Origin of the sequence: Variovorax sp. OV700 (assembly GCF_900099805.1) — a bacterium.
Taxonomy (GTDB): Bacteria; Pseudomonadota; Gammaproteobacteria; order Burkholderiales; family Burkholderiaceae_C; genus Variovorax.
The window spans coordinates 236274-258409 of the sequence record NZ_FNDR01000004.1 but is presented as its reverse complement, the minus strand read 5'-3'; the positions used below and the strand labels follow the sequence as shown (position 1 = coordinate 258409).

Below are 22136 nucleotides of genomic sequence, written 5' to 3'. Positions count from 1 at the left end.
TGGATGGTTTCATTTGGCGGCGGCTCCCAGTGAGCGGAAGATCGCGAGAAAAGCTGGCCCCGCCGTGACGATGACCAGTGCGGGCAGCAGGGTGGTCACCATGACGGCAGTCATCTTCACCGTGATCTTTCCGATTTTTTCCTTCATTTCGGAACGCCGGTGTTCGCGCAGCCGATCGCTGAAGATGCGTAGCGGTTCCTGCACGGCGCCGCCGTGCTTGTCGACCTGCACCAGCAAGGACACGAGTCCGCGGAGGTTTTCATTCTTGTGCAGGGTCGCGAGGCGCTGCAGCGAATGCTCGCGGCTGCGGCCGCGGCTGTACAGGTTGTTGGCCAAGGTCAGCTCGTAGCCGAGCACGCGCAACACATGCGAGAAGTCGCTGGCCATGATCTGCAGGCTCTGGTCCAGGCTGAGGCCAACGCCTTGCAGCAGGCGCAGCAAGTCGATGAACAGTGGAAGCTCCTGATTCGCTCGCTCGCGCCGCGCGGCGGCAAAGCGGCCGAGCACCCATTTCGGCGCCATGAAGCCCGTGACGAGTGCGACCGCCAGCACGATGGTGACGGTGCGCTGCTGATGGCCTGCGCTCCACAGCACATAGGCAAGAAAAGGAAGGAAGAAGGCCAGAAAGACACGGGTCACCAGAAAGATCAGCTGAGCGCGCTTGGAGGAAAGGCCGCACTGGTCGATGAGATTCCGGTCTTCGTCTGCCACGAATGCCCGACCGATTCTTGAATCGAGCCAGTGGAACGGCAAATCAATGTCCGGCTTCGCCGAGGCGCCCGTCTCTTCGGTCGAATCGGCGGAGGCTCTCGATGCTTGCGGAGCCGTCACGACCTGCTGTATGGCGCGGTCGATGACTTTGCCGCTGCGCGTACGTCGCAACTCAGCCGCAATGAGGGCGCCAGCGCCGGCCATCAAACCCAGGGCCAACAGCGTCAGACTGACGATTCCCAGTTGATCGGAGGTCATGGTCATGTCAGTTTTGCCAATCGGTAGAGGAGCGCCGCGCCGAACAACTGAAAGCCCCCTGCAGAGAGGACCATCATTCGACCGGTCCCGTCGTTCCACATCCCCAGGAAATAGCCGGGATTGGTCAGAATGAAGAAGGCGCCGACGCTCACAGGCAGCAATCCGAGGATCCACGCAGACAGCCGGGTTTCAGAAGACATGGCGAGCAGCTCATGCTCTGCCTGCTCGCGGTCGCGCATGAAGTTGCCTACGCGCTCCAGCAGGAGGTCGGAGCGTCCGCCGTAACGCACACCCAGGCCGAGAATGGAGGCCAGCAGGAACATCTCCTCGATGCGGACATTGCTGGCTGTCTGGTGCAAAGCTCGATCCAGATCCATGCCCGCGCGCACCAGCGAAGCCGAGCGTTCCAGTTGGGCTCGCAGCGGAGCCTCCGTGGTGGCAATCGCAAGCTGAAACGCTGCCTGCGTGGAATTGCCGATGGTGATCAGTCGCACCATCGCATCGATATAGGCGGGCAGCTGGCTGATCATCTTGCGGCGGAACTTCTGCAGCCGCAGCCAGACCGCGAAGACCGCGAGGAGAACCAACAGCGAGAGCGCGCTCAACGCTGCGATCCACCCGCCAAACAGGCCGGCGAGCGCGGCCAGCGCCACGATGGCAGCCAAGCCCAGGGTGGCCGTGCGCGCGTCGATCACGCCTATCAGCCATTCGGGCAGGGCCTTTTCAAAAACCCCGACGGGTGCGGCAGCTGCGGCACTTGCATCGGAGTCGAGCCACGGGTCCGTGGTCACGCCAGTCAAGAGGCCATCGCCAGGCAGATCCCTTAGAGGGATTGGCAGCGGCGCCGCAGTGGCTGTGCTGGCGTGAATCTGCTGATCCAGATGCCGCCCAGTCGCCTGCCGAGCCTGGCGGCCCTTGGCCCATTGCCACAGCAGCAGCCCCGCGGCTGCGAGCAGCAACGCGAGGCAAGCCACTGTCAGCAGGACTTCACGCACGGTTGTCTCCTTGCTGCGCGCGCGTCAGTGACTGGCGAAAGCGCGTGATCTTGGGCGAATGCGGCGCAATGCCAAGCGAAACCCATCGATCGCGTTCCTCGCCATCGGGCGACACAATCGGTTCGTAGCGATAAAGCTCTTGCATCGCGACCACGTTGTCGTTGACGCCGGTGACTTCACTCAGCGAGATGATTCGACGCTGGCCACCTGAAAGACGCCCAATCTGCACGATGAAATCGATGGCATTCGCAATCTGCCGGCGCAGGCTCACTTCACTGCCCTGATAGCCGGCAAAGCCCGCGAGCATCTCGAGCCGGTAGAGACATTCGCGCGGCGAGCTGGCGTGGATGGTGCCCATCGAGCCTTCGTGGCCCGTGTTCATGGCCTGCATCATCTCGATGACTTCGGCGCCCCGCACTTCACCGACGATGATGCGGTCCGGCCGCATGCGCAGGCTGTTGCGCAGCAGGTCGCGGATCGACACCACGCCCGTGCCGTCGAAGCCGCCGGGGCGGCTTTCGAGCCGAACGACGTGGCTGGTGCCGAGCGACAGCTCCGCCGTGTCTTCGATGGTGATGACACGCTCGCGCGCCGGAATGAAGGTTGCGAGCGCATTGAGCAGCGAAGTTTTTCCCGAGCTGGTGCCGCCGCTCACGAGGATGTTGCAGCGCGCGCGCACGGCAATCTCCAGCAACTGCGCCATGCCTGCATCGAAAGTGCCGAGCTTCACCAGGTCCGCCGGCGTCAGCGGCTCCTTGCGGAACTTTCGAATCGAAACCGAGAGCCCGTCGATTGCCAGTGGCTCGATGATCACGTTGATACGGCCGCCGTCCGGCAGCCGCGCGTCGACCATTGGGTTGGATTCGTCGAGCCGGCGGCCGAGCGGCGCGAGGATGCGGCGCACGATGCGCATCACGTGCTCCGCATCGGCGAAGCGCACCGTCTCTCGCTCCAGCATTCCGTGACGCGAGACGTATACGTTCTGGTAGCCGTTGATCAGAATATCTTCGACGGCGGGATCGTTGAGCAAATCTTCCAGCGGCCCGAAGCCAGCCAGCTCCTTGGTGAGCGCGTCGGAGATGAGCTGCATCTCCCGGTCGTTGATCGGAACGCGGCGTAGCCGGACGAAGCTGTCGACCTCCAGTTCGACGAACTGCTGGATCGAGGCGCGCGACCAGCGACCGAACTCCGCACCGAGCTCTTCGATGCGGCTCAGCAGATGGTCATGAGTCCAGCTCTTGATGTCCTGGAACTGCTGGGAATTGATGAACGCCTGGTCGTCGTCGGCGAATTCGAGATCGTTGGACATAGGGGCAGTTCAACCTTGACTAGAGCTTTTCCAGAATCCGGCAATTTGCGACATTCGCGCCGCCCAAGGGGACTGCCGGGCCGGCGGCTGGCCTGCTTCGGACATGTATTCCTGGTTCAGTCCGCGTGCGAGAGCGGCGATGGCTTGCGAATACGCGTCATTGCGCGCGGTGCGCACCAGCATTTCGCCGCGGCTCGCGGCCGCGAGCAGTTGCGTGGCGCGTGCCGGCACAACATGGTGCAGCGGCAGTTCGAGCCGTTCCGCAACGTCCTTGGCCGGCAACCCGACTTGGCTGTCGAACTTGTTGACCACGAGCGACAGCCGATCGGTGTCGACACCGCGGGTGCGCAGTTCCTTGAGCAAGTTCGCGGTGGAGACGATTGCACCGATGCTCTGGTCGCACACAACCCAGCTGCGCTGGGCTGCCTTGGCGGTCTGGGCGACGAAATCGAGCGTCGAAAATCCGCCGAGGTCGGCGATCTGGAAATCGAAGAAATCGCCGAGTCGCTTGATCAGCGCCACCGAGTCCGCGTGCGATATCTCGCGCACCTGCGCGAGACTCGCTGGCAGTGGGATCACAGCGACGCCGCTCGTGTGGTGGGCCACAGCGGTGTGCAGCAGCGTCTGGTCGAGGCGACGCAGGTTGCGTACGCCATCGACAAAGCTGAAGCCGCTTTGAGTGTCAAGATACAGAAGACCGTCGCGGGCGGGCAGCCCAAGATCGAGCAATGCCACTCCGCGGCGCGCGTTGCGCGTATGAGAAGACGCGGCCGTTTGGGACGGCTGGTCGTTGAGCATCAGCGCCAGACTGGCCGCGAGGGTTGTCACGCCGATGCCGGGACGAGCGCCAAGCAGGGCAAGCGTGCATCCGCGGGCGCGACTTTGCAGGCTGCTTTGACGATCGAGCAGCTTGCGCAGCGTATTGATTGCATCGGTCGGAGGTGCGCTCATGTCGACAAAATCGTCCACCCCTGCACGCAGAGCAGCGAGCATGGAAGCTGGCTCGGCCGAAACACCTGTCGCCAGTACCGGCAGCGTCGGCCATTCGCGCTTGAGTCGCTGGTGAAGTTCGCTTGCCGCAGTGGCATGGTTGCCCGAGAAATCGAGAAAAACCGCTGCCGGACCGAGCATGGCGATCCGTTCGTCGATCGACTTGGCCTCGGCTGGAAGGATCACCACCGCGCCCAGCTGGCCGAGCGCATCGGTCAGCCACGTGATGTGGCTACTGTTCGGCGATGCGAAGAGATAGGTCTCCGCACCGGTTTCGGGGAGGTTGTCGCGGGGAGCGTTCATGGCGTCGGTCACCTGCGTTTCGTGATCGGTATGCGTCAACGCGAGAAGCCCGGGACAGTCGTGCCCGACGCCGGCCCCAGCAGGTGCGATCGCCACACGGCGCCATCGCGTTGTTCGGCACCACCGGGAAGGTACGGACCGAGATCGGTGCCCCGGGCGATCGGCTTCACCAGGTGCGGCGTGACAAGAATCACCAGTTCCTTCTCGCTCATCTGGTATTTGGTCTGCTTGAAGAAGGTTCCGAGCACCGGAATGTCGCCCAGCAATGGAACCTTGTCAGCGTTCGATGTCGTGGTGCGGCTCACCAGCCCGCCGATGATGAAGCTCTCGCCGTCGCCGAGTTCGACCGTGGTGTCGGCACGGCGCGTGCTGATGGCGGGCACCGCGACACCGCCAATGCTGAGCGAGTTGGTGTAGTCCAGGTCGCTGGCTTCGGGTGCCACCTTGAGCACGATGCGGTCGTTCGACAGCACGGTGGGCGTGAGCGTAAGGCCGATGCCGAACGGCTTGTATTCGATGCTCGTGGTGCCCAGGCCCTGGGGAGCGGGCACGGGCAGTTCGCCGCCGGCCAGGAAGCTCGCGCTCTGGCCCGACAGCGCCACCAGCGTCGGTTCCGCAAGAACGCGGGCCATGCCGTTGCCTTCGAGGAAGCCGACGTTCAGGCCGATCCCGGCCTTGCCAAAATTGAACAGGAGGCTGAAGGCCTGGGCGAGCGGATTGCTGTATTCACCGCTGACTGCACCGTTGGGAGCGAAGGAAACCGAGCGCAGCGATGATGGCGTGAAGACCCCGAAGCTGAAGCCGTTGGAGTTGGCGCGCGTGCTGAAGATGTTGAGGCCGGCTTGCTTGAGCACGCTGCGGTTGAACTCGACGATCTTGACTTCGACCTGCACGGTGTTGCTTCGTACGTTGATGACTGAGCGATCGATCAGTGCCGACTTTTCTCCGCCGGCGGCCATCGCCGCGTCGCGCGCTTCCTGGTGCGCCGTCATGCTGTTGAGCGAGCCGGAGAGCGTCGAGGCGCGGCGCCGCACTTCGAGCGCGTAGACCGTGGCGGTCGACTGGCCTTTTTCCCAGACCATGAGCGTGGTCCGCCCCGCAGCCTTGCCGGTGACGATGAGGCGCGCGGCCGGCGAGTTGGGCGATTGGCGGGTGAGCGCGACACCGGCCACCGTCTCGTCGGCGATGGCCATGCGCTCGATACCCTTGCCGATCAGCAGTTCCTTTTGCGTGCCTGCGTCGATCCGCAGTTGAATTGCGGGGCGAAGAGACGGCGCTTCTGCCGGATCTGCGGCTGCGGAAACCACAGGCCAGACGCCCGAGGCCAGCAGGCACAGCACCGCGAGTGCTGGACGCAGTGGACGGGCCGGGCCGGTTGTTTTCGCGAGAAGGGCGATCGTCATGGAGTTCGTTTTCTGCGTGGCATGCATGGGCGTGCCGCTTGTTGCTGATCAGTAGTTGATGGTTTCGCTGCGGTCGCCACGAATGACTTCGACCTTGAGTCCGCCGCGGGAGTCGTCGGTGCGAGCCGCTGGAATCCGCGCAGCAGCGATAGCCGGCACGCGTGAGGCGCTGCCCGGCTTGCCGCCGGTCACGAAATCCGCCGTGGTGATACCGGCCTGCGCGCGGTCCAGTCCTTCGAGTTGCGGGCGACGCGGTTCGCCGGCTTTCGGCGGAGACGGTTGCAAAGCGGTGGGCAACTCGGCAAAGAGCTTCGGATCGGGTTCCGACATATCGGTGGGATTGCGCAGCGCCAGGATCAAGCGGCCGCTGTTTTCGGCAAGCGTGAGCCGGTTGACATCGTCCACCGGCACTGCGAGCACGGCAGTCCGGGCTGCCTCGGCGCGCTGGGCCTGCTGTGCGGTACCGTTTTTGTCCATCTTGGAAGGCAGACCATCGACGGAGGCGCTGCCGTAGGCCAGCACGCGCTTGCGCGACAGGAAGAGGCGCGCCTGGCTGCGGTCGATGTCCTTGCCGTCCGACTTGAGCATCAGGAACACGTCGACGAAGTCGCCGGGTTGAACCTTGTTGCCCACACCCATGATCTCGTCGGCCTTGATGGCGACAGCACGCTCGCCTTCAGCGATGCGCAGCGCAAGACCGGAAACGAGCTGGGCTTGGAGAAGCGGCGAGCCTTCGCTCAGGTCGATCACCGGCACGCGCCCCGCGAGCGGCGCGGTGTCCTGGAAGGCGCCCACTGGATTGATCGTCAGGCGTTCGATGCGAAGTGCATCGGCCGGGATCGGCAGGCCCGCCGGCAGCGGCTTGGCTGCCACGACCACGGGAAAGGTTTGCGCCTGGGCGGCCTTGCCCGGAGCGGCGGCAGAGGCGGCGACCGCGACGGGCGGTGGGGGCTTGCGGCTCAGCAGCCATGCATAGCCGCCGAGCGCGAGGGCCAGGAGCACGAGGACGGCGGCGATGATTTTGGTGAGATTGATCATGAGCGGCGTGTCAAGAAAAGGAGCAATTCGAGAGCTATCGATGAACAGCTCGTGGTGGCGGAGCGACTAGGCGCTCTGTCGACCCCAAACCATCCACACCGCGGCGGCCAGCGCGAGATAGGCCGCATAGGGAATAAAGCGAACCCGGGTCGGCGATGGACTTCCATCTGTCGGCGGCGACGGCCCGAACGGCGCGAGCGAAAACCGGGGGGAAACTGGCCAGCGCCGAAGAATCAGCCAAAGCACGGCATGAAGGCTGGCGAGGAGGCTGCCGATGAGCCAGACGGGGAGCAGCGCCGAAAAGCCTACCCAGAGTCCGAGCGCTCCCGCGAACTTCACGTCGCCGGCTCCCATGACTCCGAGGGCGTAGAAAAACACCAGAAAACCAAAAGCCACGCCTGCACCGAGCAGGGCGGCAGCCCAGTCGTGCTTGACGGGCCCCATCCCCAATGTCAGCGCCACAAGAGCCAGGAAGGCGCCTGCGAGCACAAGCCAATTAGGGACGCGGCGTTGCCTGAAGTCATAAACGGCAATGAATAGCAACCACATCAAATAGGCTGATGTCATTGCTTGCAACGTCATTTAAGCAGCTGCGATAGCGGTCCTGATGTTCGTCCAGATGGTCGACAGATTTGCGCCTATTCCGTCGGTGCCAGTAATTGCCGTAATCATCACAACCGAAATCAACCCCGCAATAATCCCATATTCAATTGCAGTAGCACCTTCTTCATCGCGCAGAAAACGAGTAATTGAGCGAAGCATAATTTCCCCTTCAAGGAATTGTTAACAACAGTGACGGCAGGTGGATGTTATACGGCGTAACTCTGTGTATCAACAAGAGGTACCCATGAGACAGGAAGGTTCCTGTGCTAACCGAAGGGTCTAAGCAGGAACGCGGCCAAGCCCGCGCCGTCCTGCGACGCGATCGAACTTCAGGGGGTGATTAACAGTCCGGAGACCATTCTTCCCTCTGATAACAAAGGTACCCATCCCATGAACGGGGGACGTCGTTACGGTGCGGACGGAACGCGCACGAGGTCGACGTTACGGGCACCAGCGCGTTACGTGTTACGTAGCACGGGTATCGTGAAGCGAGATGTAACGGCCAAGTTCGGGCCAACATCTGAGCAAAAAATCACGGATTTTGAGCATGACCCCCCTCATAGGAGGGCCGAAAGTCAGGTTCAGCCCAGGATTTCTTCGTGAAAGAGCTTCCACTCGCTGCCTTGGCGCAGCCAGTATTGACGCCGAGTGCGTCCGCTCTTTTCGCCTTCGAAGACTTCTCCGAAGGTGGCGACCATGGTTTCGTCACCATCGCGCCAGTGCAGATACGACATGTCCTTGAACTGGACACGTTTGCCTTGGGCATATTCCACTTCGTCGTGGAGCACCGAAAATCCTTCGAGGGATTTTTTATTGTTGTTGCGCTGGAATTCCGGCAAATAGAACTTCTTCAATTGCGCTTCATTGCCGTTGGCCCGTGCATCTTTCCAGGCCGCGATGGCACTGGTGAATGACTGGGCGTCTTTCTGGGCCTGTGGCTGCGAGATCCATTGCAGGCTGCGGGCCGTGACCACGGGGGTGGCGCCGATCTGCACCTTGCGCAAGAGCTGCTTCAGGTCGGGGTTGGCCATGACGACGCAACCATCGCTTGCCAGCGGCGCGCGCGCAAACTGCTGGGGCGGGGTGCCGTGCAGCCAGATGCCTCCACCGGTCTTGCCGCGCCGCACGTCATACGGGTTGGGGTAGTTGATGGGAAGCGCGCCGGCGCCGTAGAAGTCGCGCAGCGACTTCGGATCGAGGCTGCTCGTGATGTAGTAGACCCCCAGCGGTGTACGCGCGTCGCCTTCCGCGACCTTGCCAATGCCCGACTTGCCGACCGACACGTAGTAATCGGCCACCAGCTGCAGCCCCTTGTCGGAGTTCTCGAGCAGGTAGAGCCGCGAACGCGAGGCATCGACCGCAATGGCATAGCGGCTGCGCGTGGACAGCGCCAGGAACTGCGAAGGCACGGTGCCGGCTGGCGGCCTGTCGCGCAGGGCCTGCAGGCGCCGCTGCGATTCTTCGCGCAGTTCAGCCATGGCCGGATCGCCGCGCAGGCGTGCGATGCCCGAGGCGTCGGAGAAGGCGTGGGCCGGTGGTACCTGCGTTGCGAGCAGGTCGGCGTAGACCAGCTGCGCCAGCTGAAAGTTGGGGTAGTCGCGCACCAGATTGCGGGCCTTGGCGAGCGCGGGCCGCGCCTGGCCGCGGCCGAACAGTTCGTAGACTGCGATCAGTCGGGCCTCGGCGCCGCTGGCTTCCTGAAGGGCGGCCGAAGATGCCGCCGCCTTGCGCGGCGCGGACCTGCTGGCCGCGCTTGCGGTTTGTGCGCCAGCGGTCTTCTTTGCTCGAGATTTCGCTTCCCTGGCGGCCTGGTGGACCGGTCGGCTGCCGTTGGTCTTCGAGTTGGCGGTGGTACCGCCGGGCTTGGTGGAGGCATTGGCCGGGCCGGGCGCCGTCAGCAAAAGGACCGACGCCGCCACGAGCGCCGCAAGCAAGTTCCCGCTGCGCGGGACCGGAGCGTTCTTCGGAAGCCGGCCGCGCCGGACGATGTCCGCCACTACCCCCCGACGCTTTCCTTGCGAATTTGCCATTGGTTGCCAGAGCGATGCAGCTCCAGTGTCTTGCGGCTCGAGATGTTGAGGTTGTCTGCGCGATAGATCTGGCGGAACTTGGCGGTCGCGGTTTGTCCGTTGACGTTGATCGCCAGGTTCTCGAGATTCACGCTGATGCTCGACTTGCCGACGATTCGCGCGCGGCGTTCTTCTTCCCAGCTCTTGCGACTTTGTCCGCCGCCGGGATTGAACTCGGGGCCGTAGGCGCCAAGGTAGCGCTCCATGTCCTGCGACGCCCAAGCGGCGGCCCATCCGCGCACGGCCGATTCCACCTCGGCCGTCGAGCCGGGCGTTGCTGCTGCTGCTACCGCGGCCGGCGTGGATGCAGGTGTGGATGCGGATGCAGATGCGGATGCGGATGGCATCGAAGCCTCGGGCGCCTTCGCCACCACCACAGGCGGTGGCGGTGCCGGTGGCACGGGTGTCGGCGCTGCCGCCGGTGCTGCTGCCTTGACTGGCGCAGGTGCAGGCACGGGAGCTGGGGTGGGCGTTGGGGCAGCGGCCGCCTTCGCGACAGGCGCAGGCGCAGCAGTGGGCGCGGCGGTCTTTGCGGCAGGCGCAGCCGCCATCGCCGTGGCCGCGGATTTACCGCCCACCGGTGCCGGAGTGAACAAGGTGCGGATCACCGCCAGCTTGGGTTGCACCGCCGTGTTGTTCTGGTCGAGTTGCAGCGCCTTGCTGTAGGCCTGGCTGGCCAGCCGCGCGTACACGTCGCCCAGGTTCTCTTGCGCGGTGGCATAGCTCGGGTTGGTGCGAATCGCGCTTTCGAGCGCGCTGCGTGCCTTGTCGAACTGGTTCTGGCTCGCGTAGATCACCGCAAGGTTGTTGTACGGCTCGGGCAGTTCGGGCGCGTCATGTGTCAACTGCGTGAAGGCGGCGATGGCTTCGGTGCGCTTGCCGGTATCCAGCTGGATCACGCCCTTCAGGAAGCGCATCTGCGGATCCTTCGGCTTGTCCTTCAGGAAAGCGTCGGCGCGCGACATGGCTTCGTCCAGCTTGCCAGCCTGCATGAGCCGATCGACCTCATCGTGCTCCACCGCGGCAAGCGCGGGCAGCGCCATGCCGCAGGCAGTGGCCAGGAGCAGGGCACGCACGGTGGGGGAAAAGCTGAAACGGGCGCGCGGCAGGGGGCTCTTGGGCATTGCGGACGAGGCCTCGTGTGGGGAAAGGGTGATGCGGCACGGATTGTAAATGCGTGCGTAACCTTTGGACACGATGCGGACCGTTTCAACCGCCTCCGGCGGCTCGTGCTCCTGTTGCCGGATGAGCCAAGCAAGAGCTGTTGATTCTCCTCCTGCTGAAGACGCAAGTGCCGAACAATCTTCAGATCAAGGGAGCCAACCGTAGGAAGAAAGCGGCGTGGGCAAGACGATTGAATTCGCGGCGTTGGTTATTGCCAGCTGCGACACTTTTCTGCGGCGCTTGAAATGCGCCGTGCCAAGCGCCGGCCGATGGTCAATGCCCGCCTCCAGCGTGACGCAGTTCCAATGCCAGTCTTCGTATCCATAGCCGAGAGACAGGTTCGTCGCTTCGAATGGGTAGCGCTTGAAAATATCGGTTGCCGCAAATGCCATGGCGTCCCAATAGTTGTTGAAGCGCAGATAGCCCGGATCGAAGTTCGGGCTGCGAGAGTCGATATGCCACCAGAGAAGACGCTGTTCTCCAAAGATAATGTTCACTTCCGAGTGAGCCACGGTCACTTCGGGTTCAGCGGCGCAGAGCTGGTGCGCGGCAACCAGCCAGTTGGGTGACCATAGATCGTCCCCGTCGAGAAACGAGATAAAAGTGCCATTGGCCGCGGCGACGGCCGAATTGCGTGCCAAGCCGGGGTCGCCGTGGTCAGTCTCGAAGATCTCGTAGCGTGACTCCACGCTGGCAAATTGCATGCGCGTGGCAGCGTCGGGGCGGTCCAGCACGATCACACCTTCCACTTGGAGCCCGGCATCCCGCGCCAGGCCGATGGCGCGTTCGAAGCTGGTCAGCGCGGGCCCGGCCAGTAGCCCTTCCTTGTGTCCATTGAGAACGGCCGTGATGTCGATGTTGCGGTTTTTCATGATGTCTGTTCCGCTGCAAGCAAGGTGCCGAGCGTGCGGTCGTAAACTGTTTCCGAATAGGCACCAGCCACGCGCTTCTGCAGGATCTCGGCGCGGCGCAGCGCCTCCTCTGGGCAAGAAAGGGCGCTGCGAAGCACATCGACATAGTCCTCTGTCGATGCCTCAGGCGGAACGGGCCAGCCGGTATCGGGCCGAATGAGTTCCGGCACACCGCCGACGGCGCTTGCGACGACGGGCACGCCGCGCGTTGCAAGTTCGATGAGCGTCGTTGGCATTCCCTCCCACAATCCCGTGAACAACCAGGCGCCGGCTTCGTCGAGCGGCAACTCATCGAAATGATCGAAGCTGCCTTGCATCTTCAAGTTGACCGGCAATGCCGACAGATCGGGGGGCGCATCCAGCAATGCCGCACCCCAGCACCGGAACTCGACGTCGGGCATCTTGCGCGCGACCTCTTGAACTAGGTCAAATCGCTTCTGCAGATCCAGCCGACCGCCCCATAGCACGAGTTTCCGGCTTGCCGGATCGGCCTTTTTAAGCACGCGTCGGGCGATGGACGGCGTCAGGAGCGGCCCCTGCGCTGGTGTGCAGATCGGCACGATCCGATTGCTCGCTGCGGCGCTCAGGCGATACATCTTCGTCAACTCGTCCCGCATGAAAGCCGTGTCAGTCAGAAAGGCCGTCGTGTGCGGGGCTGTGGCCGCGAAGAACTCTGAGGGATAGCCGACTCTTCGTCCTGATGGCGTCTGATCCCAGCAGAACATGTAGGAATAGGTCTCCAGTATGGTGGCCAGGTTGGCGCCGTGAGTGCGGAAAGTGCCCCAGCACAGTCGGCTATTCACGTTAAAGACGCGCTTCGCGGTCAGCCCTCTGAACATCACGCGCAACATGTTCTCGGCGGCCGCCGGAAGCATGCTGCTCATGATGTCCGACACGTCTACGCAGTCCACCCCCGAAGGCAGCCAGTTGGCGCGCTCGAAGTGCGGGTGATCGGTCCTCAAGATCAGGATCTGCTCGTTCGGACGAACGCGCAGCAGAGCCTTTGCCAGCAGTCCGGCGACTAGGTCGGCCCCGCCTGTGCGGACCCACGGCACACACACGATGCTGTCGTAATGGGTGGCAGGCAACCGGTTGCGCAGCGCGGCGTGGACCGTTCGCATGCCATCGTAGAAGGGCGGCAGAAGATTGTGGGTGATCGAAGAAAGCTCCCCGATGTCCGGCTCGATCAGTTGCATCTCGGAAAAAATCTGCGGCAGCTGGTCCGCGCGCAGGACCTCGTGCAATCGCTGTTCGAATTTCGCAGTTATTTCGTCCGCAAAGATGTAATCACGTGCTGGAAAGTCCAGCGCGAACCAATGTCGATGTAGATCCTGAGCGGCGCTGCTGCTGACCGGGCGGTACGGACTTACTCCGCGTTGGAACGTCGGGAAATGGCCTGCTGACCGTTGCTCCTTCAGGCCATGCTCCACGAAATGCGCGAATCCCCAGAGCGAAGAAGCGGCAATATCGGGATTGGCCTTGCGGTAGAACGCTTCATCGAAGCGCTCCGTGGGCACCGTGCGCGCGGCGAAGCCATACGAGAGCCAGTGCAGCATGGCGCTTTCCTGAGCACCGAACGATGGCAATCCGGCTGCCACTGCCCGCTGCCTGTAGGTGCCCGCATCGAACAGTGGTCCCGGTGCCGCATCGATGGGCATACCGCCGCGGAGATACGCAAGAAACCGCTCCAGTGGCGTTCCGGCGCCCTCATGCCACTCGGGCACGAACAGGAATACCAGCAATCGAATTGCACTCGGCGGAACTTCGCTGGGCCACGCCGATGAAGCGGCGGAAAGCGCGCTGTAAGTTTCCATGATGGACAGCGGTCCCGCGCCGAGGGTCTGCACAATGTGTTCGACCAGTGCGCTTGGAAACCGCCCTTGCGTCGCGCCGGCTGTGAGGAAATGCGCGTGGGCGCCATCTGTGGTGCTTCCCACCTGAGCCGCATACCACTGTGCATCGAACCAGATCAATGAGGGCGCCGATCTTCCGAGCCTCTGCTGCTGCAATACGTTCATCGAGCACGCTGTACCGAGCTCGTCCAGACGGTGAACATAGCGCTCCATATCGAATTTCGCCGCCGCAAAGCGCTTCGTCGCATCCGCCATTCGCGCGCGCGCGGGCTCATCCATGGCAAGGCGTCCGATCACTTCGGCTGCGGCGTGAATATCCAGATGCTCGACCACGCCCGCCGCTGTCTCGGGATCTTCGATGAGCAAGTCGGCGATACCGCTCGCATTCTTGAAGCAGACGATGGGGATACCTCTGTGAACCGCATCGATTGAAACGTTCGGCAAGGGATCGAGCCTGGAGGCCAGGAGAAAGATATCGGCCAACCCGTAGACGGGCTCCAGATCGGACACCTCATCGAGGAAGCTCAGGTCTGCATCGAGGCCCGAGCGGCTCAGCTGCTCTTTCAGGTAGAAGGAATAGCCCATATCTTCGCTCGGCCGGTAGCCTTCGCCGATCCACATGAAATGCACGCGCCGTTTGAGTTGCAGGCGCTTCACTGAGGCCGCAACAGCGATGAACAGATCCACTCCCTTGCGGAGATTGACCGATCCCGCGCCCATCACGATCAGGGCGCCCTCTTTCCGCAGTGCGGCCAGCGTCTGGATCCGCTCAGGCGCAACCAGCTTTTGGGTCGCCCTGCCTTCGGGAAGCCTTGACATGCCTTGCGCTTCGATGTGAAAGCCCCGCGCTTGGAGAGCGGGATGCACGTCGAGCGATGAGCGTGCGACCAAGGGAGCGGGAAACACGACCTCGGATGCCGTATCGAGTGCTTTTCGTAGCGAATCCACCGGCCAGATGTACGTTACGAACTCGTGCACCAGCAGGAGGGTCGGCACGAATCGCGCGGCGCAAACCTGGAGTGCGACGCGGGATTCGATGCTGTTCACGATGGCGTACTTGAACACCCTGCCTTCGAACAAAGGGGAAAGTCCCACTTCCGCATCGGTCGGGGTGGGATGCCCTCCCTCGAAAGGGCCGTGCGATTCGACGCTGACAGCTTCGAATTCGGGTGCAAGGGCGCCTTCTCCGAGGAGCACCGTGAACACGTTGTAGCGCTTGGAGAGAAGCCGTGCGATGTTCCATCCAAGAATAGGGGCGCCGGTGCGCGAAGTCTCGTGCAACACCAGGATGACGTTCTCTCGTTGCGAATCCATCAGCTCGGGCCTTGCCGTGCGCCTGACTGTTGGAGGACAGGGCCGCCGATTCTCCAGGTGGCCGTCCGAGATGTAGTGCAGGAGGCAGTTCATCGCCGCCGCGGCAATATCGAATTGGCACTTGAAGTAGTAAGCAGGATCGAAGCGTGCCGAGGGCGCCAGGCCCAAGGGTTCGCCCAACAACAAATAGTGGACGGCCAAGTCCCGATCGGCGCCACGGAGGTTCGCGCGCTCCCCATAAAAGGCAGGATCGAACAAGGGATTGGGACAAAGCTTGTCCGCCAAGGTCTGGAAGTAGGCATTGGCATCGAGACTGGCCGCCGCTTTCTCGACGTCGCCTGCTTCGAGATCGGCTTGCCTCACGGTGATCAGCCGCGCCCACGCAGCGGCAGCTGCACCATCGAAACCGAGGTTTTGAAAGTACTGCTCGGCATGCGAACCCGGTGCAAGAAGCAGAGTCGAGCGAGCCTTCAGCATATCGAGCTGGGCCGCCCACTCGCCGAGCGCGTTGCCAACCGGGCGAGGAGCGGTGGCGGCGAGTTCTGGTGGGGCAAAAAGACCAAGGGCGATCACCTCTGCTTGCGAAGGAGCGGCTACAAGTGGGGGGCAAGGCCGCCGATTCTCCAGGTGGCCGTCCGAGATGTAGTGCAGGAGGCAGTTCATCGCCGCCGCGGCAATATCGAATTGGCACTTGAAGTAGTAAGCAGGATCGAAGCGTGCCGAGGGCGCCAGGCCCAAGGGTTCGCCCAACAACAAATAGTGGACGGCCAAGTCCCGATCGGCGCCACGGAGGTTCGCGCGCTCCCCATAAAAGGCAGGATCGAACAAGGGATTAGGACAAAGCTTGTCCGCCAAGGTCTGGAAGTAGGCATTGGCATCGAGACTGGCCGCCGCTTTCTCGACGTCGCCTGCTTCGAGATCGGCTTGCCTCATGGTGATCAGCCGTGCCCACGCAGCGGCAGCTGCACCATCGAAACCGAGGTTTTGAAAGTACTGCTCGGCATGCGAACCCGGTGCAAGAAGCAGAGTCGAGCGAGCCTTCAGCATATCGAGCTGGGCCGCCCACTCGCCGAGCGCGTTGCCAACCGGGCGAGGAGCGGTGGCGGCGAGTTCTGGTGGGGCAAAAAGACCAAGGGCGATCGCCTCCGCATCGGCAGGTGCCGGTACTCGCTCGGTTGCCGCCGGGCGAGTCGCGTGTCGCCGCGCGCGCCATTCCCCCATCTTTTTCGAGAGCTGCAAGGTGGCGGACCACCAGATCAACTTGGCCGCGCGCCGGACAGTGCGCGCGGCACGCGGCTTGCTCGCCAAGAAGCGCCGGACCGGGGCCGTGGCACGCCAGCTGGAACTCGACTCCACCGCGGCAAGGCGTGCGGCGATGGTTTCTCTCTGCGTACTGGCGTTCTGCGCTTGTTGGCGCTGCCAAGTTGCCTCTTGCTCTGCCGCGTCAGCTCTGATGCGTTCCGCCTGGGCGCTACTTTGCGTTGCATCGGCTCTCGCTTGTTCTGCCTCCGCCCGGTTTTTCGCGGCTTCGGCTTTGCCGCGCTCCGCCGCAGCCCTGGCCTCCGCGGCATCAGCCGAGTTTTCCGCAGCCTCGGCCTTGGCCTCCGCAGCATCAGCCAGGTTTTGCGCCGACGTGGCTCTGGCCTCCGCAGTCTCAGCCGAGTTTTCCGCCGCTTCGGCCCTGGCCTCCGCAGCCTCAGCCAGGTTTTGCGCCGACGTGGCTCTGGCCTCCGCAGCCTCAGCCGAGTTTTCCGCCGCTTCGGCCCTGGCCTCCGCAGCCTCAGCCAGGTTTTGCGCCGACGTGGCTCTGGCCTCCGCAGTCTCTACCAAGGTCCGAGTGACCTCTGCTCTCGCACGCTCCGCCTCGGCTCGTTCAAGCGCCGTGTCGGCTCTGCGGGATTCCGTCGCGGCCAGCGCGCACTGCGCTTCGGCGAGCTGCCGAGCTTCGGACACAGCCTGATCTTTCTCGAGATGCGTAAGCCGCAGTTCTTCGACCTTGGCCTCCAATGCGCTGAGAGCCTCTTGATGGGTCGCCTGCGTGCGGTGGCTGGCTTCCACGTATTCCTCCTGCAGGCGCTGCACATTGCTTGCGTACTCGCTCAACGAATCCTTCAGCAGGAGATCGCGTTCAGCCAGTACACCTCGCAATGCAGCGTACTCCGACAGCACTCCCTGAATTCTTGTTTCATATTCGGCCACGTCGCGTTGATGCTGCTTCGTGGCTTCCACCCGGAAGCTGTCGAGAGTGGCTGACAGCTTGATGAAGCTGAAATCGGTGAATGCATAGAGTTCGGCCAGTTGATTTTGCTGAGCCGTGTCGTTCAGCAACTCGAATAGCCATTGCAAGCCGAGAACCCAGGCGCTGCGATGCGGCGATTGCACGCACGCCATGGCCAGAAGAAACTTGGCGTTAAACCCCTTTGGGTGGCGCCACCGCTCAAGTTCGGGGAACACCTGCACGATCTCGTCGAAACCGCGGAGGCTGAGAAGGTTTTCGCGCAGGAAGTTCCATTCATGGCTAATGCGCACGGCGACGTCCGGGCGGTCACCGCTGACGTTCGAGTTGTCCGAAAAGAGCCGATGCAGCGTCAGCTTTTCTTCAAGTACATGGATTGGATGCCGGAGCACGAGGCGGCTCCAGAATTCGGCGTCGTCTATTTGCCCGAGCCCATAGCGGTAGCCCCCGATCTCGTCGTAGCAACGTCTGCGGATGAGCGCGCTGGGATGATTGAGCGTGTTTTTTTCATCGAACAATTCTTTCAGCCACGCCCATCGAGGCTGATTGCCTCGATTGAACCAGTCGTTTTCGCGCCGGGCGCCCGTTTCGTCGATAACTTGCACCCAAGTAAATACGGCGCCGACCTCCGGGCGTCCGTCAATGTAGGCTATTTGCTTGGCGAGTTTTTCAGGTTCCCATACGTCATCTGAATGATGCATGGCTATGTATTCGCCAGTTGCAACTTCACGTATGACTTTTTCGATCAGAGGCGATATTTCCCCGTTGGCCTGGCTACGAAAGAGCTTTATTCGATCGTCCGAATAGCCGTTGATGATCGACCATGAATTGTCCGACGAGGCATCGTCAAGAATAAGAAGCTCTAGATCGGAGAAGCTTTGGTGAAGCACGCTATCAATCGATTCACGTATATATTTTTCGTGATTGAATGATGTAAGTATGACGGAGATTTTTGGCATTTTTTATTCCGAAGCGCAAACAGTCTCTCTGTTCCAGAAAACCGGCTTCAATTTATGTGGGAAATTCAACTTGCACTGTCCAGCACATAAACTAGTTCAGGCGGCTGTTCTTCTGCCCTTCTGTTTTTTAGTTGCAGCCCAATGCAAAATTCGCCGCTCTCGGAATTCTTGAAGGTGCGAAAGACAAGATTTATTTTTTCCCCTGCCTCGACTGCAATTTTTGGCATCGGAAAATACGATTGCCTCCAATTCGTGGAACTCTCCAGCGGTGAGGTGCTTATGCATTTTCCCTCCACAACCTCGAGGTCGAAATGGCCCAGAAAGCCATGACAAAAGCCAGCGGCGGCGTAGGTGAATTCCAGCTCTTTCTCAAAAAAGTAATCGTCGACTTTTGACGTCTTAAAATCAAACGATGCGACACTGGCCGTGTCTACTATGGACTTTTCTTCAAACTGGTAAACGATCTCTCTTTGCGGACGCGTTGTCTCCACGGCAAGTACATCGGAAAAATCAAAGCCGAAGACCGGAGTTTCCCAAAATCCCTGTCCTCTCTCCACGTAGAGGCGGTGATTGTCTATGGCGGACAAATACATTTGGGCCGATTTTGGAATAACCTTTCCATCTTCTTTCAAATTGGCGTCTCGTACTTTTGCGAAGGCGGAAAAATGAAGCCATTCATCCAGTACATACATTCCGATGAATTCGGAAATTATTAAGTCGACTTTCGAGTCTGCCTCAAAATTGCCTGCGTCTCCTTGGATGAACTCGATCGCATGAAGTCCATTTCTTTGAGCGATAAGGCGCGATAACTCTATGGCACTCGTTATTTCCAGAGCGAAAACCTCTTTGGCCCCGGCGCGAGCAGCAAACATCGACAGAATTCCCGATCCCGAACCGACGTCTATGACCGTCTCGCCGCCTCTTATCGTCTGCTCGATGGCATCTCTGAAGGCTCGCGTTCTGCGCGTATCCAGCAGCATGCCTCTTTGACTTTTCCAGCCCTGGAAATTGCGATGAAGATCGATGGGTTGAGTTGTATCGCTGAGCGTGGAGAGGACGCCCAGCTGAATCAACTGGCCGATCAACTCTTCATTTAGACCGGAATTGCTGTTTGCATCTCGCGGCACGCGAAAATTATTGGCAAGAAGGTGCCCTTCAGGGGATAAGCCGACTTTTTTGTTCATATTTTTGCTCTGAGCAGTTCACTGCGTGCGTGAATTTGCTAGCGGCTCGGCCGCTCGATGAGGCAGTCGTACCGGTAGTATGCTGAAGTGAGCCTCGCGTCCTGGGGCAAAAACCGCACTCGCAATCCGCTGTCCTCGACTACCTTCTGCAATTGAGGCTGAGACCACCAAGTGCCTATGTGCGGCCTGCCTTCAGCCTCGCGCTGGCGGTAAAAAGCCATTTTTCGGTCGTCGTCGTAATAGACACTCAGGCGGTCCGCGTCGGGAACGCCACCAATAAAGACCGCCTCGATATTCGGGGTGCTGCCCAATGTGCGTAGTAATCTTGATAGCTCATCGGATTCGAGATGCTGTACCGAGGATTCCATGAACACCTTGGTTACACTGGAAAAAAAGGAACCATCGAGCTTCGAGACATCGCCGACCACATATCGAACATTACTTGCAGCGTTGAAGCGGTTCGCACAAGCGATCAGTTTTTCGGAAAAATCAACGCCGATCATCGTTGCCACGCCGCACGCAACGGCCCTGGTGAGCAGGCCATTTCCGCAGCACAGGTCGGCAACTTGGTCGGTGCTATCGAGATTAAGCACCTGCCTCAGGCTTTCGACGGTCAGATCAATTTCGCTTTGCTCCTCTTCGGCACCGTTGATCGTGCGGTCCACTTGCTTCATGAGGGAGTCGGCGAACTTGTCTGCATTGGCTTCGTAATAATTTTTCCAGTAATGAGTCATGACTTTTTCAATTTTGGTCCTGCCGCGCTCCCACGATGATGTGGGCATGAAAGGATCGATTCGGGGCAGACGGGCTAATGACAGAGAAGGACGGTAGCGAGGCAGTTCATGCGCAATCCAATTGAAAAGCCGGCGCCAATGGATTTATCGCGGGCACGATGCTGCTTGCCGATATCAATTGACTCGTCTCTGCAATTCCATTGAACATCATCACGTCGATGATCGACAAAGCCGGTTCGAATCGATCTCCGGCTTGCGGATACGCGATGGTCGGTGGCTTCAGCGCACTTAGCTTGATGCCGCAACGCGCAAACTTGTCCGGATCCAGAAGCGATATGCCGTCGATCGGATTGATGAATTCGCTGGCTCCCATGTTTTGCACCATGGCCAGCGTACGATCGCCACGGTCGGGGATCGTGCCGTAGTCGTAGTCGTAGTCCGACGAGGCGACAATCTCGCTGCGAATCGACAGTGCGTCACAGACCTGCCGCACGATGCGGCAGTTCAGCGCGCCGATGGTTGGCTCCTGGCCACCGAACAGCGCGGATTCGACGAGTTCCATCGTTTCAGCGAAGAACGGTGCCTTCGTTCTGTACTCCGCAAGCTGATTGACGATCCTGGTCTTCCACTCTGGCAATGGCGCGATCTTCACGTCGCGAATCGCGGTTGTGAACGGATGCTTTGCAACCGGCACTTGGATGTAGCTCCATCCGCCACCCGGCTTGAGGATGCGATTGCGGTTCACCCAACCTCGATCGATGTATTGGGCTTGGTCGAACAGCTCGAAGCAATCCACTGCGGCAATCAATTGCCAGTACCCGAGGTAGGGAAAGAAGTAGGGCTGCATGGAGGCCAAGCGCTTCATCACTGCGATCCAGCCTGTTGCAAGATGGCGATGATGCGGTCCACATCCGCGTTGGAAAGCGCGGGGTAGATCGGCAGGCAGATCACCTCTTCTGCCGCCTTGTGTGCCACCGGCAGCCCGCTCGGCTGAGCCGAAGGCAGATCGCGGTACATCTCGAAACTGCTCACAAGCGGGTAGAAGTAGCGCCGAGTGTGGATGTCGTTTGCCTGCAGCATCGCGTAGAGCTCGTCGCGCGCAAGCGGGTACTCCGGCCGAACAAGTACCGGAAAGTAGGCGTGGTTCGCAATGCGTTCGCCCGCATTTCCGATGCAGTGGATGCCCTCGACCGCACGCAACCCTTGCCTGTATCGCGCGTCGATCTCGCCGCGCCTGGCAATTGCCTGATTCACTTCGCGCAACTGCAGAAGGCCGAGTGCGGCATTGAACTCGCTCATCTTGCCGTTGATGCCTGGCGTGACCACCGTGACTTCGTCGACGAAGCCGAAGTTCTTCAATTGGTCGATATGGCGTTTGGTTTGCGCATCGGGTGACACGATGGCGCCGCCTTCGAACGTATTGAAGACCTTGGTGGCATGAAAGCTCAGCACGGACAGGTCACCGTGCTTGAGAAGGCTGCCGCTGTGCAGTTGCACACCGAAGGCGTGGGCGGCGTCATAGATCACCTTCAGTCCGTGCGCCCGTGCGATCTTCTCGATCGCCTCGACATCGCAGGGATGTCCATAGCAATGGACAGGCATGATGGCGCTGGTAGCGGGCGTTATCGCCGCTTCGATCCGCGCCGGATCGAGGTTGAGCGTATGGGGATCGATGTCGACGAATACCGGCTTGATGCGGTTCCACAAGAGGGAATGCGCGGTCGCGGTGAACGAGTAGGGCGTGGTGATGACTTCCCCGGACACTCGCAGGGCCTGCAGTGCGGTGACCAGCCCGATCGTGCAATTGGTGAAGAGCGATATGTGCTCGACGCCGAGGTATTCGCACAGCGCAGCCTCGAGTCGCTCATGGAAAGGGCCGCCGTTGGTAAGTATCTTGCTGTCCCAGATTTCGCGCAGGTAAGGCAAGAACTCGTCGAGTGGCGGAAGGACCGGCTGGGTTACATAGATGGGAGCCCCGGATGTCTTTGCATTGCGTGGGCCGTGGTCTTGAGGCCACATGCATTCACCTGGCTCAGTGCTCCCACGTTCCTCCAGTACCACTGGTGCGTTGTCGAAAAGCATTGCGAAGCCTTGTGATGCCC

16 protein-coding genes are annotated in these 22136 nt (G+C 61.1%); all 16 read right to left on the bottom strand.

Annotated features, from left to right (window positions below; all coding sequences use genetic code 11):
• Positions 1-9: 9 nt before the first annotated feature.
• The 16 genes from BLR24_RS11090 to BLR24_RS11015 all read right to left on the bottom strand — a co-directional run bounded on the left by BLR24_RS11090 (position 10) and on the right by BLR24_RS11015 (position 22053).
• Complete coding sequence (locus BLR24_RS11090; protein ID WP_093016744.1) at positions 10-975, bottom strand: type II secretion system F family protein; 966 nt, start codon at positions 973-975, stop codon at positions 10-12.
• A complete protein-coding gene (locus tag BLR24_RS11085) occupies positions 972-1964 on the bottom strand; it encodes a type II secretion system F family protein (protein WP_093016742.1) in 993 nt (330 codons plus the stop codon). Before BLR24_RS11085 ends, BLR24_RS11090 begins: the two co-directional genes overlap by 4 nt.
• A complete protein-coding gene (locus BLR24_RS11080) occupies positions 1957-3273 on the bottom strand; it encodes a TadA family conjugal transfer-associated ATPase (protein WP_093016740.1) in 1317 nt (438 codons plus the stop codon). Before BLR24_RS11080 ends, BLR24_RS11085 begins: the two co-directional genes overlap by 8 nt.
• A 9-nt stretch (positions 3274-3282) precedes the next feature.
• The gene (locus BLR24_RS11075; protein ID WP_093017344.1) at positions 3283-4566 is read right to left on the bottom strand and encodes a CpaE/TadZ family protein; all 1284 of its coding nucleotides are present in this window, start codon (positions 4564-4566) and stop codon (positions 3283-3285) included.
• 35 nt (positions 4567-4601) lie between these two features.
• Positions 4602-5969, bottom strand: coding sequence for a type II and III secretion system protein family protein (locus BLR24_RS11070; protein WP_254787241.1), 1368 nt, complete (start codon positions 5967-5969; stop codon positions 4602-4604).
• A gap of 48 nt (positions 5970-6017) precedes the next feature.
• Positions 6018-7007 (bottom strand): Flp pilus assembly protein CpaB, encoded by a 990-nt coding sequence (gene cpaB, locus BLR24_RS11065; RefSeq protein ID WP_093016738.1) that lies wholly within the window; start codon positions 7005-7007, stop codon positions 6018-6020.
• Positions 7008-7073: 66 nt separating this feature from the next.
• Complete coding sequence (locus BLR24_RS11060; RefSeq protein ID WP_254787240.1) at positions 7074-7589, bottom strand: A24 family peptidase; 516 nt, start codon at positions 7587-7589, stop codon at positions 7074-7076.
• Positions 7590-7769 (bottom strand): Flp family type IVb pilin, encoded by a 180-nt coding sequence (locus tag BLR24_RS11055; RefSeq protein WP_093016736.1) that lies wholly within the window; start codon positions 7767-7769, stop codon positions 7590-7592.
• A gap of 422 nt (positions 7770-8191) precedes the next feature.
• Positions 8192-9607, bottom strand: a complete 1416-nt coding sequence (locus tag BLR24_RS11050) for a L,D-transpeptidase family protein (protein WP_254787239.1) — start codon at positions 9605-9607, stop codon at positions 8192-8194.
• Positions 9607-10803, bottom strand: coding sequence for a nuclear transport factor 2 family protein (locus tag BLR24_RS11045; protein ID WP_093016732.1), 1197 nt, complete (start codon positions 10801-10803; stop codon positions 9607-9609). Before BLR24_RS11045 ends, BLR24_RS11050 begins: the two co-directional genes overlap by 1 nt.
• 186 nt (positions 10804-10989) lie before the next feature.
• Positions 10990-11715: a glycosyltransferase family A protein gene (locus BLR24_RS11040; RefSeq protein ID WP_093016730.1), complete on the bottom strand. Its 726-nt coding sequence runs from the start codon at positions 11713-11715 to the stop codon at positions 10990-10992.
• Positions 11712-18116, bottom strand: coding sequence for a glycosyltransferase (locus tag BLR24_RS11035; protein ID WP_093016728.1), 6405 nt, complete (start codon positions 18114-18116; stop codon positions 11712-11714). The genes BLR24_RS11040 and BLR24_RS11035 overlap by 4 nt, the downstream gene beginning before the upstream one ends.
• 65 nt (positions 18117-18181) lie before the next feature.
• Entirely contained in the window at positions 18182-19300 is a 1119-nt protein-coding gene (locus tag BLR24_RS11030) for a 50S ribosomal protein L11 methyltransferase (RefSeq protein WP_093016726.1), read from the bottom strand.
• Between the two features lie 38 nt (positions 19301-19338).
• Positions 19339-20082 carry a class I SAM-dependent methyltransferase gene (locus BLR24_RS11025; protein WP_093016724.1) on the bottom strand — a complete coding sequence of 248 codons (744 nt, stop codon included), beginning with the start codon at positions 20080-20082 and terminating at the stop codon, positions 19339-19341.
• Positions 20083-20140: 58 nt separating this feature from the next.
• Entirely contained in the window at positions 20141-20899 is a 759-nt protein-coding gene (locus BLR24_RS11020) for a WbqC family protein (protein WP_093016722.1), read from the bottom strand.
• On the bottom strand, positions 20899-22053 hold the full coding sequence (locus BLR24_RS11015; RefSeq protein ID WP_093016720.1) for a DegT/DnrJ/EryC1/StrS family aminotransferase: 1155 nt from the start codon (positions 22051-22053) through the stop codon (positions 20899-20901). The genes BLR24_RS11020 and BLR24_RS11015 overlap by 1 nt, the downstream gene beginning before the upstream one ends.
• Positions 22054-22136: the final 83 nt, after the last annotated feature.